Source organism: Jatrophihabitans fulvus (assembly GCF_054781375.1).
The window spans coordinates 636,979-652,718 of the sequence record NZ_BAAGUN010000002.1; the positions used below are offsets into that span (position 1 = coordinate 636,979).

General features: G+C 72.4%; 13 protein-coding genes. 8 read left to right on the forward strand and 5 right to left on the reverse strand.

The window, feature by feature from the left end; genetic code table 11:
• The first annotated feature begins 133 nt into the window (after positions 1–133).
• From ACYVP9_RS11545 to ACYVP9_RS11565, 5 genes are all read left to right on the forward strand, one after another.
• Positions 134–1,246 (forward strand): thiamine pyrophosphate-dependent dehydrogenase E1 component subunit alpha, encoded by a 1,113-nt coding sequence (locus ACYVP9_RS11545; protein WP_460604950.1) that lies wholly within the window; start codon positions 134–136, stop codon positions 1,244–1,246.
• 23 nt (positions 1,247–1,269) lie between these two features.
• Positions 1,270–2,226 carry an alpha-ketoacid dehydrogenase subunit beta gene (locus tag ACYVP9_RS11550; protein WP_460605071.1) on the forward strand — a complete coding sequence of 319 codons (957 nt, stop codon included), beginning with the start codon at positions 1,270–1,272 and terminating at the stop codon, positions 2,224–2,226.
• Positions 2,226–3,626 (forward strand): dihydrolipoamide acetyltransferase family protein, encoded by a 1,401-nt coding sequence (locus ACYVP9_RS11555; RefSeq protein ID WP_460604951.1) that lies wholly within the window; start codon positions 2,226–2,228, stop codon positions 3,624–3,626. The genes ACYVP9_RS11550 and ACYVP9_RS11555 overlap by 1 nt, the downstream gene beginning before the upstream one ends.
• 130 nt (positions 3,627–3,756) lie before the next feature.
• Entirely contained in the window at positions 3,757–3,891 is a 135-nt protein-coding gene (locus ACYVP9_RS11560; protein WP_460604952.1) for a hypothetical protein, read from the forward strand.
• Between the two features lie 52 nt (positions 3,892–3,943).
• Positions 3,944–5,758: an NHL repeat-containing thioredoxin family protein gene (locus ACYVP9_RS11565; RefSeq protein WP_460604953.1), complete on the forward strand. Its 1,815-nt coding sequence runs from the start codon at positions 3,944–3,946 to the stop codon at positions 5,756–5,758.
• A gap of 73 nt (positions 5,759–5,831) precedes the next feature.
• Here ACYVP9_RS11565 and ACYVP9_RS11570 read toward each other — a convergent pair whose 3' ends face one another.
• Complete coding sequence (locus ACYVP9_RS11570) at positions 5,832–8,015, reverse strand: PP2C family protein-serine/threonine phosphatase (protein ID WP_460604954.1); 2,184 nt, start codon at positions 8,013–8,015, stop codon at positions 5,832–5,834.
• Positions 8,016–8,120: 105 nt separating this feature from the next.
• Here ACYVP9_RS11570 and ACYVP9_RS11575 point away from each other — a divergent pair, with 105 nt between their 5' ends.
• The gene (locus tag ACYVP9_RS11575) at positions 8,121–8,711 is read left to right on the forward strand and encodes a peroxidase-related enzyme (protein ID WP_460604955.1); all 591 of its coding nucleotides are present in this window, start codon (positions 8,121–8,123) and stop codon (positions 8,709–8,711) included.
• Here the strand turns inward: ACYVP9_RS11575 and ACYVP9_RS11580 are convergent.
• From ACYVP9_RS11580 to ACYVP9_RS11590, 3 genes are read right to left on the reverse strand one after another with little or no spacing between them, the layout of a single operon-like run.
• The gene (locus tag ACYVP9_RS11580) at positions 8,701–9,522 is read right to left on the reverse strand and encodes an ABC transporter permease (RefSeq protein ID WP_460604956.1); all 822 of its coding nucleotides are present in this window, start codon (positions 9,520–9,522) and stop codon (positions 8,701–8,703) included. The two genes, ACYVP9_RS11575 and ACYVP9_RS11580, sit on opposite strands and share 11 nt — an antisense overlap.
• Positions 9,509–10,474: an ABC transporter ATP-binding protein gene (locus ACYVP9_RS11585; RefSeq protein ID WP_460604957.1), complete on the reverse strand. Its 966-nt coding sequence runs from the start codon at positions 10,472–10,474 to the stop codon at positions 9,509–9,511. Before ACYVP9_RS11585 ends, ACYVP9_RS11580 begins: the two co-directional genes overlap by 14 nt.
• A 7-nt stretch (positions 10,475–10,481) precedes the next feature.
• A complete protein-coding gene (locus ACYVP9_RS11590; RefSeq protein WP_460604958.1) occupies positions 10,482–11,603 on the reverse strand; it encodes a LolA family protein in 1,122 nt (373 codons plus the stop codon).
• Positions 11,604–11,738: 135 nt separating this feature from the next.
• Here ACYVP9_RS11590 and ACYVP9_RS11595 point away from each other — a divergent pair, with 135 nt between their 5' ends.
• A complete protein-coding gene (locus tag ACYVP9_RS11595) occupies positions 11,739–12,413 on the forward strand; it encodes a response regulator transcription factor (RefSeq protein ID WP_460604959.1) in 675 nt (224 codons plus the stop codon).
• A gap of 1 nt (position 12,414) precedes the next feature.
• Complete coding sequence (locus ACYVP9_RS11600; RefSeq protein WP_460604960.1) at positions 12,415–13,851, forward strand: sensor histidine kinase; 1,437 nt, start codon at positions 12,415–12,417, stop codon at positions 13,849–13,851.
• A 5-nt stretch (positions 13,852–13,856) separates the two neighbouring features.
• Here ACYVP9_RS11600 and pknB read toward each other — a convergent pair whose 3' ends face one another.
• The gene (pknB, locus tag ACYVP9_RS11605) at positions 13,857–15,701 is read right to left on the reverse strand and encodes a Stk1 family PASTA domain-containing Ser/Thr kinase (protein WP_460604961.1); all 1,845 of its coding nucleotides are present in this window, start codon (positions 15,699–15,701) and stop codon (positions 13,857–13,859) included.
• Positions 15,702–15,740 lie beyond the last annotated feature (39 nt).

Below are 15,740 nucleotides of genomic sequence, written 5' to 3' on the forward strand. Positions count from 1 at the left end.
GTGACAGGGGTCACGGATATGCTCGGAACCCCTGGACATCTCGGCCGGTACGCCACCCCTGTACCCACGGGATGCCAACCCACAGCACGTCCGTCGTGGTGACCCCGCGACGCCGTGACGCGAGGAGACCGACTTGAGCGAACACGTCCATGCGGTGCACCCGGAACCGGATCTCGTCCAGCTGCTGACGCCCGAGGGCCAGCGTGTCGACGATCCCGAGTACCCGCTCGACATCAGCGACGACCAGATCGCGAGCCTCTACCGCGACCTGCGTCTCGTCCGCCTCATCGACACCGAGGCCATCGCGCTGCAGCGCCAAGGCGAGCTGGGCCTGTGGGCCTCGCTGCTCGGCCAGGAGGCGGCGCAGATCGGCGCGGGCCGGGCGCTGCGCACCCAGGACATGGCGTTCCCGACCTACCGCGAGCACGGTCTCGCCTGGTGCCGGGACGTCGACGCCCTCACCCTGCTCGGGCTCTACCGCGGCACCAACCTCGGTGGCTGGGACCCGAACGAGAACAACTTCAACCTGTACACGATCGTGATCGGCGCACAGACGCTGCACGCGACCGGCTACGCCATGGGCGTGGTGCGCGACGGCGCGGTCGGCACCGGCGACCCCGACCGCGACACCGCCGTCATCGCCTTCTTCGGCGACGGAGCGTCCAGCCAGGGCGACGTGAACGAGTCGTTCGTGTGGGCGGGCGCGGCGAACCTGCCCATCGTCTTCTTCTGCCAGAACAACCAGTGGGCCATCAGCGAGCCGGTCGGCGTGCAGAGCCGGGTGCCGCTGTACAAGCGCGCGGCCGGGTTCGGCTTCCCCGGCGTGCGGGTCGACGGCAACGACGTGCTGGCCTGCCTCGCGGTGACGCGCAAGGCCCTCGACGACGCGCGTTCGGCCCAGGGTCCGACGTTCATCGAGGCGTTCACCTACCGCATGAACCCGCACACGACGAACGACGACCCGCGCCGCTACCGCCTGGGCAGCGAGGCCGAGACCTGGAAGCTCAAGGACCCGATCGAGCGCGTCCGCGCCTACCTCACCCGCGAGGCCGGCTACCGCGCGAGCTTCTTCGACGAGGTCGAGGCCGAGGGCCGCGAGCTGGCCGACCGCATCCGCGCCGGCTGCCGCGCGCTGCCCGACCCCACACCCGAGTCGGTGTTCGAGCACGTGCACGTCACCATGCCCGACGAGCTGCGCGCCCAGCGCGACGAGTTCGTCTCCTTCGTCTCGGAGGTGTCCTCGTGACCGAGCAGCTCGAGAAGAAGACGATGGCGAAGGCCCTCAACGACGGACTGCGCAAGGCGATGGAGCACGACCCGAAGGTCATCGTCATGGGCGAGGACGTCGGCAAGCTCGGCGGCGTCTTCCGCATCACCGACGGACTGCAGAAGGACTTCGGCGAGGCCCGCGTCATCGACACCCCGCTCGCCGAGTCGGCGATCATCGGTACCGCCGTGGGGCTCGCGATCCGCGGCTACCGCCCGGTGTGCGAGATCCAGTTCGACGGCTTCGTCTTCCCCGGCTTCGACCAGATCGTCAGCCAGGTGGCGAAGTTCCACAACCGCTCCGCCGGCAAGATGAAGATGCCGATCACCATCCGCATCCCGTCCGGTGGCGGCATCGGCGCGGTCGAGCACCACAGCGAGTCGGTCGAGACCTACTTCGCGCACACCGCCGGCCTCAAGGTCGTCGCGTGCGCCGACCCGTCCGACGCCTACTGGATGATCCAGGAGGCCGTCGCGGACGACGACCCGGTGATCTTCGTCGAGCCCAAGCGGCTGTACCACGCCGCCAAGGCCGACATCGCCCCCGAGCCGACCCCGCTGTACCAGGCGCGGGTGCGGCGGACGGGTTCGCACGTCACCCTCGCCGGCTACGGCATGACCGTGCCGACGCTGCTCGACGCCGCCGAGGCCATGGCGGCCGACGGCGTCGAGGTCGAGGTCGTCGACCTGCGCACCGTCAGTCCGTTGGACATTCCGACTGTGCTGCGCTCGGTCGAGAAGACCGGACGACTCGTCGTCGTGCACGAGGCCCCGACCAGTTTCGGCGTCGGCGCCGAGGTCGCCGCTCGGGTGACCGAGCAGGCGTTCTACTCGCTCGAGGCGCCCGTGCTGCGCGTCGGCGGCTTCGACACCCCCTACCCGCCCAGCCGCATCGAGCACGAGTGGCTGCCCAACCTCGACCGTGTGCTCGCGGCGATCGACAAGGCGATGGACTACTGATGCCCGTAGAGAGTTTCAAGCTGCCCGACCTCGGCGAGGGCCTCACCGAGGGCGACATCCTCAAGTGGATGGTCTCGGTGGGCGACACGGTCGAGGTCAACGACACCATCGCCGAGGTCGAGACCGTCAAGGCGGCCGTCGAGCTGCCCTCGCCGTTCGCGGGTGTCGTCACCGCGCTGCACGCCGCCGAGGGCGAGACCGTGCCCGTCGGCACCCCGATCATCTCGATCGACACCGGCGGTTCCCCCGCTGCGTCCGACACCGCACCGCCCGCGCACGAGGACCTCGTCCCCGACGTGGCGGCCAAGGCCGGCGCCGACGACGAGAAGCAGATGACGCTGGTCGGGTACGGCCCCCGCGAGGACTCCGGCCCCCGCCGGCGCCGCCGCGGTTCCCGGCCCCCGGTCACGTCCGCGGGGGCGCAGGCCTCCTTCAACCTGCCGCCCGCGAACGCCGAGCACCCCGCCCCGGCACCGTCGGTCACCGAACCGCCCGAGGAGCCGGCGCAGCGCCGTGCCCGGCACCGGGTGCTGGCCAAGCCGCCGGTGCGCAAGCTCGCCAAGGACCTCGGGGTCGATCTCGGCAGCGTCACGCCCACGGGCGCGAACGGCACCATCTCGCGCGAGGACGTCCAGCAGGCCGCCCAGGCACCGTCCCCGGCCGGCTCCGCCCCGGCAGCGGTCCGCACGGGCGATCGCGAGACCCGCGTGCCGATCAAGGGCGTCCGCAAGCACACGGCCGCGGCGATGGTCGCGTCGGCGTTCACCGCGCCGCACGTCACCGAGTTCGTCACCGTCGACGTGACGGCGACGATGGAGCTGCGCGATCGGGTGGCGGCCCGCCGCGAGTTCCGTGACGTCAAGGTGTCGCCGCTGCTGTTCGTGGCCCGCGCCGTCGTGCTGGCGTGCGCGCGCACCCCCGAGATCAACTCGTCCTGGGACGAGGCCGCCGGCGAGATCGTCCTCAAGCACTACGTGAACCTCGGCATCGCCGCCGCGACCGACCGCGGGCTCGTCGTCCCCAACATCAAGGACGCCGACCGGCTGTCCCTCCGCGACCTCGCGGCCGCGCTCGGCGGGCTGACCGAGACCGCGCGCGCCGGTCGGGCGACGCCGGCCGACATGAGCGGCGGCACGATCACGATCACCAACGTCGGCGTGTTCGGCGTCGACACCGGCACGCCGATCCTCAACCCCGGCGAGGCCGGCATCGTCGCGGTCGGCGCGATCCGGCGGCAGCCGTGGGTGGTCGGGTCCGGTGCCGACGAGCGCATCGAGCCGCGCTGGGTCACGCAGCTGGCGGTCTCGTTCGACCACCGCCTCGTCGACGGGCAGCAGGGGTCGCAGTTCCTGGCCGACGTCGCCGCGATGCTGAACGATCCGGGTCTCGCGATGCTGTGAGACCTTCGATTCGTCGGTCAGACGTGGTCACACCCCCGGTGATGTGAGCCACTGGCGGGCATACAGGCGTTATCCGTTCGGTTGACACGGATACCGTCATTGTCGACGTGCCCGCTGAAAGGAACCGACCATGAGCAAGATGCAGACCCTGACCCGCAAGCTCCGCGCCCGCCGCGACGCGTACGAGTTCAACCGCGCCCTCGAGACCGCGTCGCCGTCGATGCGCTCCGAGCTCGTCGCCGCCGCCGCCCGCGCGAACCGCTAGCAACCGACGCGGCCCGGGGAACAGCGCACCCGGCCGGGTACTTGAACCCGGTATGGACGCTGTTCGCACCGGGCCGCGCGTGCGTGCCCCGCACCTCGTCGACGGGCCCTGGTTCAACACCGACTCCCCGCTGACGCTCGCCGGACTGCGCGGCCGGTTCGTCCTGCTCGACTTCTGGACGTTCTGCTGCGGCAACTGCCTGCACGTCCTGGACGAGCTGCGTCCGCTCGAGCACCGCCTCGCGGACGTCCTCACCGTCATCGGCGTCCATTCGCCGAAATTCCCCCACGAGGCCGACCCGGCCGCGCTGGCCGCCGCCGTCGAGCGGTACGAGGTCGGCCACCCGGTCGTCAACGACCCCGCGCTGTCGATGTGGCAGCAGTACGCGGTGCGCGCCTGGCCGACGCTCGTGCTCGTCGACCCCGAGGGCTACGTGATCGCGCAGGCCGCCGGCGAGGGGCAGGTCGACGCCCTGGGCGCCCTGATCGATGCCCGCCTCCCCGACTACGACGCCCGCGGTGTGCTGCGTCGCGGCGACGCGGACTTCCGTCCGCCCGCGCCCGCGCCCGGACTGCTGCGCTTCCCCGCGGACGCGGTGCTGCTGCCCGCCGCCCGCACCGGACGTGACCGCGACACGCTGCTCGTCGCCGACGCCGGGCACCACCAGATCGTCGAGCTCGAACTCGACGCCGAGACCGAGGTGCGGCGCCTCGGCACCGGTGAGCGTGGCGGCCCCTTCGCCGAGCCCAACGGGCTCGCGCTGCTGCCCCCCGACCTCGCCGCCGAGGTGGGGTACGACGTGCTCGTCGCCGACACCGCGAACCACGTGCTGCGCGGCATCGAACTCGCCGGCGGCACGGTCGTGGTCACGCTCGACCTGCCTGCCCTGCTCGCGGACGAGGTGACGATCGCCGGGCCGGTCCCGCTCGCGCTCTCACCCTGGGACGTCGTCTGGTGGCCCGCCACCGGACGTGCCGTCGTCGCGGCCGCCGGGGTGCACCTGCTGCTGTCCGTCGACGTCGTGGCCGGCACCGCCGAGGTGCTCGCCGGCACCACCGTCGAGGGCCTCAAGGACGGCGCGGCCCTCGACACCTGGTTGGCGCAGCCGTCCGGACTCGCGGTCGACGGCGACACGGTGTGGTTCGTCGACGCCGAGTCGTCGGCGTTGCGCAGCATCGACCGGCACGGTGTCGTCCGCACGGCGGTGGGCGAGGGACTCTTCGACTTCGGGCACGCGGACGGGCCCGCCGGTGCCGCGCTGTTCCAGCACCCGCTCGGCGTGACGGTGCTGCCCGACGGCGGTGTCGCGGTGCTGGACACCTACAACGGCGCCGTGCGCCGCTACGACCCCGCGACCGACACCGTGACGACGCTCGCGCGCGAGCTCGCCGAACCGTCCGCCGGGCTCGTCGTCGACGGCGACCTGCTGGTCGTCGAGTCGGCCGCGCACCGCATCGTGCGCCCGGTGCCCGCGGCGGAGCTGGTGCACGGACCGCCGCTGCGCACCGAGCGTCCGCCGGCGGTGCTGAAGCCGGGACCGCTGCGGCTGACCGTCCGCTTCGAACCCCCGCCCGGCCGCAGGCTCGACGACCGCTACGGCCCGTCCACGCACCTGGCGGTGTCGGCCTCACCCGAACCGCTGCTGGCCGAGGGCACCGGTGACGGCGTCGAGCTCGTGCGCGAGCTGGTGCTCGTCGCCGGCACGGGCGTGCTGCAGGTGACGGCCCAGGCGGCGTCCTGCGACGACGACCCGGCGGTCGAGCACCCGGTGTGTCGGCTCGCGCGGCAGGACTGGGGCATCCCGATCACGGTCGTCGACGACGACCCGGACGCCGCCGACAGCTTCGAGCTCACGCTGCTGGGGTGACCGTCCTGCTGACTTGCTTCCACGTCGGAGGCAGGTCAGGGTGCCGATCGCACCGTTCGGGGGCGCAGACGCGTCAGTCGATGCGCATCGCGACGACGGCGACGTCGTCGAGATGGCGGACCGCGCCCTTGGTGAGCGTGTCGATGATGCGGCGCGGGCCGGCGTCGAGGGGCAGCTCGGCGGTGAGCCGGCAGATCTCGGCGAGGCCCTCGTCGAGGTCGGGCTCGTCACCGAAGCCGTCGGTGAGCCCGTCGGTGAAACAGATCAGGATGCTTCCGCGCGGCAGCGACACGACCGCGTCGGCCGGACGGGCCGAGCGGTCCAGCAGTTGCGAGACGCCGAGCATCGGGCCGCGGCCCCCGCGCACGACCGACACGACACCGTCCGGGTCGCGGACGATCGCCGGGGGGTGGCCGGCGCTGGAGTAGCGCAGGGTCGCGCCCTGCTCGTCGCGGACCACCGTGGCGTAGATGCAGGTGGCGAGGAACTCGAGATCGGAGCCCTCGAGCAGCTCGTCGACCGCCGTCAGCACCACGTTCGGGTCGCTGCCCGGCCAGCCGTAGGAGCGGACGATCGTGCTCAGCTTGCCCATGCGGGCGGCGGAGTCGATGTCGTGGCCCATGACGTCGCCGACCACGACGGCGACCCCGTGGTCGCCCCGCAGCGCGAAGACGTCGTACCAGTCACCGCCGACGGCGGCCTGGTCGGCGGCGGGCACGTACTCGGCCGCGAAGGTGAACCCGTCGATGACGGGCAGGCGCGGCAACAGGCTGCGCTGCAGGGTCGCGGCGGCCGCGCGCTCGCGGGCGAACAGTTGCGTGTTCTCCAGCATCAGACCGGCGCGGACGGCGAGGTCCTGCACCAGCGCCAGGTCGGCCTCGCCGAGCGGCGGCCGGTCGGCGTCGCCGACCAGCGTCACCGCCCCCAGGATTCCGGTGCGCGCGAGCAGCGGCACGACGACGAGGCTGCGGATGCCCAGGTCGCGCACCAGCTCGGCCACGGGGCCTTCGGTCGTGCCCGTCGCGTCGACCGTCGCCTCGCCGTACTCGGGGATGAGCACGTCGCGCACCCGGCCGTCGATCACCCGCCACAGCGGACTGTCGTCGACCAGCTGGTCGGGCAGCGCCGCCTGCAGCGCCGCGACCCGGTCGGCCACCTCGGGATCGGTCTCCATGCGTTCGTGCAGGACGTGCGGACGGGTCGGACGTCCGGTCGGGTCGAGCGTGTAGAGCGCGCACCACGTGCCCACCCGCGGGACGAGCACGTCGGCCAGCAGCTGCAGGATGTGCTGCGGCTGTTGGCTCATGGCCATGCGCGACGTGAAGTCGGCGAGCAGCGCGAGCCGGTCGGCGGCGTGCGCGACCTGCGACAGCGCGTCGTCCCGGGCCTGCTGGGCGTCGACGCGGGCGGTCACGTCCGCCTGGACGCCCACGAAGTGGGTCACCGTGCCCGACGCGTCCTTCACCGGGGAGATGGACAGCTCGTTCCAGAACGTCCGGCCGTCCTTGCGGTAGTTCAGCAGCGTCGTCGTGCACGCCTTCTCGGCCTCGAGGCTCTCGCGGATCATCGCGACGACGGTGCCGTCGGTGTGCTCGCCCTGCAGGAAGCGGCAGTTGTGCCCGACGGCCTCCTCGAAGGTGTAGCCGGTGGTCTCGGTGAAGGCGGGGTTGACCCACACCAGCGGGTTGTCGGGCTGGGTGGGGTCGGTGATCGTGAACGACATGCGGGTGGCGTCGACAGCGCGGTCGCGCAACGTCACCGCCGACTCCTGGACCCCGGCGATCAGGTTGGCGTTGCGGGCGGGCAGGAACACGACGAGCGCCAGGGAGGCGAGTGCACCGGGCGCGCCCTCGAGGGGCAGGCCGAGCACCCACAGCGCCTCACGGGCGTCGGTGGCGGCCGTGGCCCGCATGGCGGTGATGGCCTCGCCCGTCACCGGCGTGCCCTGGGCGACCCGCAGCAGGGATTCGGCCGGCGACGTCGACTCGCCGGGCCCCTCGGGCAGGTCGGCGCCGGTGACGTCCTCCAGGCCGGCGGCCTGGGACCACTCGTCGACCGTCATGGGCAGGTCGCGGTTCGGGGCGAGCTGACGGGCGAGGTCGTTGGCGAACGTGACCTCGCGGCGGGTCAGGTCGACGACGAGCACCGCGACGCTCGCCTCGTGCACCAGCGGCGGGAGCAGCGTGGCGAGCGCGGCGTCCGCCTGCGCCTCGCCGGGGGCGGACGACCGCCCCTGCGCCACCCCGTTGCCGTCCACGGCGTGAGACTAGCTGCCGGACGTGACAGCGGCACCCGTCCGATCGTCCGGAAAGCGCAACGGCAGGCCCGCACCCGCGGAAAGCCGCCACGTACGGTGGCGCACATGGCGCGTGCCACATGGTTCTTCCCCGTCCCCGACGAGTCCGAGCTGCCCGAGCGGTTGCAGGGCCTGTTCGCCAAGGCCCGCGAGACCATCGGGTTCGTCCCGAACGTGTTCCGCGCGTTCTCCTACCGGCCCGAGCGGCTGTCGGCGTGGTTCGGGCACTACAAGCTGCTGCACGAGCCCACCGAGCATCTCGACGCCGCCGACCGGGAGCTGATCGCGGTGGTCGTCAGCGCGTGGAACCGCTGCACCTACTGCATCGTCTCGCACGGTCACGCGCTGCGGGTCGCGCTCGGGGGCACGGCCGAGGCGGCGGTGCTCGCCGACCACGTGGCGGTCAACTGGCGTCACGCCGACCTCGACGACCGGCGCCGGGCCATCTGTGCCTACGCCGAGAAGCTCACCGCGCGTCCGCACGAGATGTCCGAGGCGGACCTCCACACGCTGCGTGACGTCGGGTTGAGCGACCACGAGATCTGGGACGTGGCCGAGATCGCGTCGATGTACAACTTCACCAACCGCATGGCGATGGCGACCGGCCAGCAGCCCAACGAGCAGTACCACTCGCTGGACCGTCCGATCAGCTCGTGACGTCCTTGCCGCCGAAGCGCGCCCAGGCCGCGGCGGCGAACAGGGCGACGTAGCCCCCCGACACGAGCAGGCCGGTGGCCATGCCGTCGGTCGTGACGGGCTCGCGCAGCAGGTCGACCCAGCGCAGCCAGTAGTGCGTGGGCAGCCAGCCGTGGATCGACGACAGCTGCGGCACCTGGTCGACCACCTGGCTCGCGATGGTCAGGGTCAGCGTCGCGGCGATGGCGGCGATCGGCACCTCGGTCATGGTCGAGACGAAGAGTCCGAGGGCACCCACCATGAGCACACCCGCCGCGACGTAGATGCAGACGAGAACGAGCCGTCCCAGGCCCTCGGCGTACGAGATGGTCCGTCCGGACAGCAGCGTGAGCTCGCCGGACGGGAACAGCACGAGTCCCGAGAGCACCCCGAGAAGCGCGACGACGGCCACCGCGGCCAGGCACCATGCGGCGATCGCGGCGAACTTCACCGCCAGCAACCGGGTGCGGCCCACCGGCACCGCGAGCAGGTAGCGCAGCGTGCCGGTGTGCGCCTCACCCGCGATCGCGTCACCCGCCACGACCGCGACGACCAGCGGCAGGAAGAGCGGGCCGGACACGAGGAAGGACGCCAGGGCGGCGAACAACCCGTTCTCGGTGATGCCGCCGAAGATCGACCCGCCGCGACCCGAGCGTCCGCTCGCGCGCACCGACACCGAGATCAGCACGGGCACGAGCGCGAGGACGGCCAGCAGCACGTGGTTGCGGCGGCGGCCGAACACCAACGCCAGCTCCGAGCGCAGGAAGCGGCCCGGGACCCTAACCGGAGACATCGAAGCCGCTCCCGGTCAGGTGCACGAACTGCTCCTCGAGGCCGGGACGCTGCAGCGCGAAGCCGCGGACTCCGACGCCGGCGGCGACCAGGTCGGCGACGAGCCGCTCGGGGACGGCGTCGCCGAGCAGGCCCGTGACGCGGACGCCGTCGACGGTGACGTCGGCGAGTGCCGCGCGGCGCAGCACCTCGGCGGCGGCGCCGGCATCGGCCGTCTCGACGACCACCACGGGCGCCTGCGCGGCGCGCAGCTCGTCGAGGGCGCCCTGCCAGACGAGGCGTCCGGCGCTCATCACGCCGATACGGTCGCAGGTCTGCTCGATCTCGCTGAGCAGGTGGGAGGAGAGGAAGACGGTGACGCCGTCGCGGGCGAGCTCGCCGACGAGCGTGCGGACCTCGCGGGTGCCCTGCGGGTCGAGGCCGTTGGTCGGCTCGTCGAGCACGAGCAGGTCGCGCGGACGCAGCAGCGCCCCGGCGATGCCCAGCCGCTGCCGCATGCCGAGCGAGTAGTTGCGGTACCGCTTGCCCGCCGCCGACGTGAGTCCGACCCGCTCGAGTGCCTCGCCGACACGGGTGCGGGCGGTGCGGCCGTCGGCCGTGCGCGCCGCGGCGTCGAGGCGGGCGAGGTTGGCCCGCCCGCTCAGGTAGGGGTGGAACGCGGGCCCCTCGATGAGCGACCCGACCCGTTCGAGCGCTTTCGCGCCGTGCCGCGCAAAGTCGGCGCCGAGCAACCTGTGGTGTCCCGCCGTCGGGTGCACCAACCCGAGCAGCATGCGGATCGTCGTCGTCTTGCCCGACCCGTTGGGGCCGAGGAAGCCGTAGACGCTGCCGGTGGGGACGGCCAGGTCGATGCCGTCGACGACGGTGGCCGAGCCGTACCGCTTGGTCAGACCGGACGTCGTGATCGCGGCGGGCGGGGCGGTGACGTCGACGGTGCCGGGCGCAGCGGCCACCTGGGCCTCAGCGGGCGGCCGCGAACAGCGACTGCGGATCGACGGCGCCGATCAGCACGCGTCCGGAATCGGTGACCAGGACGCTGAGCAGGTCGGACGTCAGCAACCGTCCCTTGCCCCACGTGCCCGACACCCGCGTGAACGCGTCACGGAAGCCGCTCCTCGCGAGGGCACGGGTCGCGCCGGTGGCGCCGGAGTCGACCCGCAGCACGGTCGTCCAGCCGGAGCCCGAGGACGTCACCCTCGGGCGGCCGGACGGCCCGCCGGCCGGGGCGGTGGTGCGCAGGCGCGGGAGCGCCCCGCGCAGCGAGCCGGGTTCGGCCTCGCGCACCGTCGCGCCCGACGGCGGCGTGAACGAGAAGTAGGTGCTCGGCGGACGCTGGAACCGGATGCTGGTGAAGGCGACGTCGACGGCGGGGGTGCCCGAACCGCGGGGGTAGACCTCGACGCCGAGCGGCACCTTCGTGCGCCCGTCGACCATGATGTGCACCGCCCCGACGCGGGTGGCGGCCGTGCGCGGGCGCAGCACCAGTTCGTAGGCACTGCGGTTGGCGACGCGACGGTTGTCCTTGACCGTCACCGCCGTCGTGGGGTCGAGATTGCGCAGCAGGTCACGGGCGAGCCCGGTCGGCGTCATCGACGCGGGCGAACTCGGCAGCGGCACGGCCGGCCGCGTCCGTTCCTGCGGACGGTCCGGCAGGACCGCGTGCACGGCCGTGCGGTCGGCGCTGGTCCACTGCCACACCTGGCGTCCGGAACGGAAGAGATCGGTCTCGTCGGTGGCGCCGAGCAGCGCGATGCGCTGCTGTTCGGGACCGCCGTACCAGACCTGCAGCGTGTGCGACCCGCTGAGCAGCGACAGCGCCGACGAGCCGGAGCCGCCGGTGTCGAGCATGGGCAGGTCGGGCAGGCCGAGCGAGAGGCGCGAGACGACGGTGCCGGAGAATCCGGTGGCCTCGGGCGCCTGCACCGCGGCGATCAGCGCCTTCGGCGTGGTGCCCGGCAGGTCGTCCGCCGTGGCCTGGGCGCGGAACACCCCGGTGGCCGCCAGCCCGGCGACGCCGAGGACGGCGAGCGGGGCGAGCCAGCGCAGCGAAGGGTGTCGCTGCAGGAGGGGCGGTACGTTCACCGGGTCGAGGGTGCTTGCGTCGCGCTGTGTCGGGGCTGAGGTATCCCCGGACTGCGGCAGGCTCACCCTGGCATTCTCACACCGGCGGCGGGGCTGTCCGGACGCCGTGATCACCGGATCCACAGGAGGCTCGCCGTGCGCTTGCTGATCGTCGAGGACGAGGTTCGCCTTGCGTCCGCCCTGCAGCGCGGCCTGGGAGCGGAGGGCTTCACCGTCGACGTCGCCCACACCGGGCCGGACGGGTTGCACCTGGCGCAGGAGTCCGCCTACGACGCCGTCATCCTCGACATCATGGTCCCCGAGCTGTCGGGCTACCGGATCATCGAGCGACTGCGCGCGGCGGAGAACTGGGTCCCGATCCTCATGCTCACCGCCAAGGACGGCGAGTACGACGAGGCGGACGCCCTCGACCTCGGCGCCGACGACTACCTCACCAAGCCGTTCTCGTTCGTCGTCCTGCTGGCGCGCATCCGGGCACTGCTGCGGCGCGGCGTGCAGCCGCGACCGGCGTCGCTCACGGTCAGCGACCTGGTGCTCGACCCGGCCGCGCACACCGTGCACCGGGGCGAGACCGCCATCGAGCTGACCCCCCGCGAGTTCTCGTTGCTCGAGTTCCTCATGCGACGGGCGGGTGACGCCGTGAGCAAGGCGGACATCCTGCACCACGTGTGGGACGCGAACTACGACGGCGATGCGAACGTGGTCGAGGTCTACGTCGGCTACCTGCGCCGCAAGATCGACGTCCCGTTCGAACGGCAGAGCCTGCAGACGGTGCGAGGCGCCGGCTACCGGTTGACCGCCGAGAACTGAGTTGTCCCGACCGCGCGCCGTGGTCGCCCGGCTGACGCGGTGGCCGCGTCGCTGGTGGGCGCGCCAGTCGCTGCGGGCCCGACTGACCCTGCTGGCGACGGCCCTGTTCACGTTCGCCGTCGCCACCGGCGCGATCCTGCTGCTGGTGCTGCAGAGCTACGCCCTGACCCGGGTGCTCGACTCGAACGCCGACCAGACCGCGCGCGACATCGCGCGCCAGGTCCGCCTGGGCGGCCAGGACCTGCCGCGGGTCGTGTATCCCACCACGGGCGGCATCGCGGCCCTGCAGGTGCTCGACCGCAACGACGCGGTGCTGGCCGCGTCCCCCGGCACCGACCAGACGGTCTCCCTGCTGAGCAAGTCGCAGCTCGACCAGGTGCGCGCGGGCGACCGCATCGAGTTCAGCACCAGCGACTCGACGTCGGCGCCGCGATATCGCGTGATCGCGCGCAATGTCGAGAGCCGCACCGTCGTGGTGTTCACCGACGTCAGCCGGGTCGACGAGAGCCTGCGCGTGCTCACGCGCGCAGCACTGATCGGCGGTCCGCTCGCGGTGCTGCTGATGGCCGCCGCGACCTACGGGGTCGTGGCGCTCACGCTGCGCCGGGTGGCCGCGCTGCGGCACGGGGCCGACGACATCACCGCGGCGGGGTTGTCCGAACAGCGGCTGCCGGTCGCGGGCGCGCAGGACGAGATCCACCGCCTCGCCGTGACCCTGAACGCGATGCTCGACCGCATCGACTCCGCGACCAGCCGGCAGCGCACCTTCGTCGGCGACGCGGCTCACGAGCTGCGCTCGCCCATCGCGTCCATCCGGGTGCAGCTCGAGGTGGGGCAACGCCTCGGCCCGGCCGACGACTGGTCGGGCCTCATCGACGACGTCATGGTCGACGTCGACCGCCTCGACCGGCTGGTGCAGGACCTGCTCGCCCTCGCCCGCCTCGACGAGACCGGCACCAGGACCCGCGAACCCGTCGCGCTCGGCGAGCTGGTCGACTCGGTGGCCGCGGGATACACGCAGTCGCGCGTGCCGGTCACCGCGACGAGCGCCGACGTCACCGTGCTCGGCGACACCGACGCCCTGCGCCGCGTCGTCATCAACCTCGTCAACAACGCCGTCCGCTACGCCGCGACCGGCGTGCAGGTGGACCTGTCGGCACAACGGCGCAACGGCAAGCGGGTCGCCGTCCTCACCGTCACCGACGACGGCCCGGGCATCCCGGCGGCCGAGCGCGAGCGGGTGTTCGACCGCTTCTACCGCGTGCAGGAGTCACGCTCACGCGAGAGCGGCGGCACCGGCCTGGGCCTGCCGATCGTGCGCGACATCGTGAACAACCACGGCGGACGGGTCCGGCTCGGCGACCGCGCCGACGGCCGCCCCGGCCTGCTCGCGACCGTGGTGCTGCCGCTCGACGAACCGGCGCGGCCGCCGCGCTGACCGGGTCAGCTCGACGGCGCTCCCGACGGCGCGCTCGAGCCGGTGTTGCACGGCGGCAGGGTGTTCACCGGGCCGTCCGACGACGGCGACGACGGTGACGTCGGCGCTCCGGACGCGGGCGTCGACGGCGGCGCCGACGGGTTGCAGGTCGGTTCCGGCGCCCGGTAGCGGTAGACGTAGAGGGTGATCTGCGTCTTCGCCGGGTAGCCGCCCGCCTTCGGCGACTGCTGGAAGACCTTGCCGTCCTGCCCGCGGTCGCGGGTGATGCGGGGGATCGTGCGGACGTCCTGGAAGTCGTCCGGAATGGCGTTCTTCGCCTCGTCCTCGGTCTTGCCGACGAGGTTGGGCAGCTTCACCAGGCCGTTGGAGACGGTGAGGGTCACGGTCGAGCCCGGCTTGAGCTGCTTGTAGGCGGTGACGCTCTGGTCGAGCACGGTGCCCGCCGGCTTGGTGTTGAAGACACCCTTCTTCTTGGCGAGCAGCCCGTACTTGCCGAGTTCGTTGACCGCGGCCGAGTACTGCTTGTCGACGACGTAGGGCACGGGCACCAGCTGCTGCTGGTAGAGGCGGTAGGTGACGACCGAGCCCTCCTCGACGGAGGTGCCCGGGGCCGGGCTGGTGGTGCAGACGTTGCCCTCGCTGACGGTGATCTTCTGGCCGTTCTCGTCGGTGCAGTCGCCGCCGGTGTTGGGGCCCTGCCGCGCCTGCAGCTTCTGTTGCCGCAACGCGTCGCGCGCCGCCTGTGGCGTCTGCCCGATCACCGACTCGAGCGCGACCATCTTCTTGTCGTCGCCGCCGCCACCGCTCTGCGAGAACAGGTACACGCCGCCGCCGATGACGAGCAGCAGCGCGAGCACGACGGCGACCCAGATGACCGCGTTGCGGCGCGTGTGGTCCTCGTCCTCGTCGTCGTAGTCGCGCCGTCCGGCCACCGGGACCGGTGCGGGCGCGCGCGCGATGAACTGCGTGCGCTCGTCGTCGGTCATGACGGCCTCGGCCGTGACCGGCTGGTTGGCCAGCGCGCGCTGCAGATCGGCGCGCATGTCGCCGGCCGACTGGTAGCGGTTGAAGGGGTTCTTCGCGAGCGCCTTCATGACGATCGAGTCGATGGCGCGCGGGATGTCGGCGTTGCGCGCCGACGGCATGACCGGGTTCTCGCGCACGTGCTGATACGCGACCGCCACCGGCGAGTCGCCCTGGAACGGCGGCACCCCGCACACGAGCTCGTACAGCAGGCAGCCGGTGGAGTACACGTCCGAGCGGGCGTCGACCTGCTCGCCGCGCGCCTGCTCCGGCGAGAGGTACTGGGCGGTGCCGATGACGTTCGCGGTCTGCGTGACGGTCGCGGACGTGTCGGCGACAGCGCGAGCGATGCCGAAGTCCATCACCTTGACCGCGCCGGCGTTGGTGATCATCACGTTGGCGGGCTTGATGTCGCGGTGCACGATGCCGTTGCGGTGACTGAATTCGAGCGCCGCGCAGATGTCGGCGGTGATCTCCATCGCGCGGGGACCGGGCAGCCGTCCCTCGGTGCGCAGCACCTCGCGCAGCGTCCGACCCTTCACGTACTCCATGACGATGAAGGGGATGGCGGTGCCGTCGGGCGCGGTGTCCTCGCCGGTGTCGTAGATCGCGACGATGGACGGGTGGTTCAGTCCCGCCGCCGAGTGCGCCTCGCGGCGGAACCGGGTGAGGAAGGACGGGTCACGCGCCAGATCGGCGCGCAGCACCTTGATGGCCACCTCGCGGTTGAGGCGCGTGTCCTGGCCGCGGTGCACCTCGGCCATGCCGCCGTAGCCGATGAGCTCCCCGAGCTCGTAACGGCCGCCGACGAATCGCGGCTGCGTCATGCCGGAAACCTCACTGTCGTCGCTGTCGTCGCTGTCGTC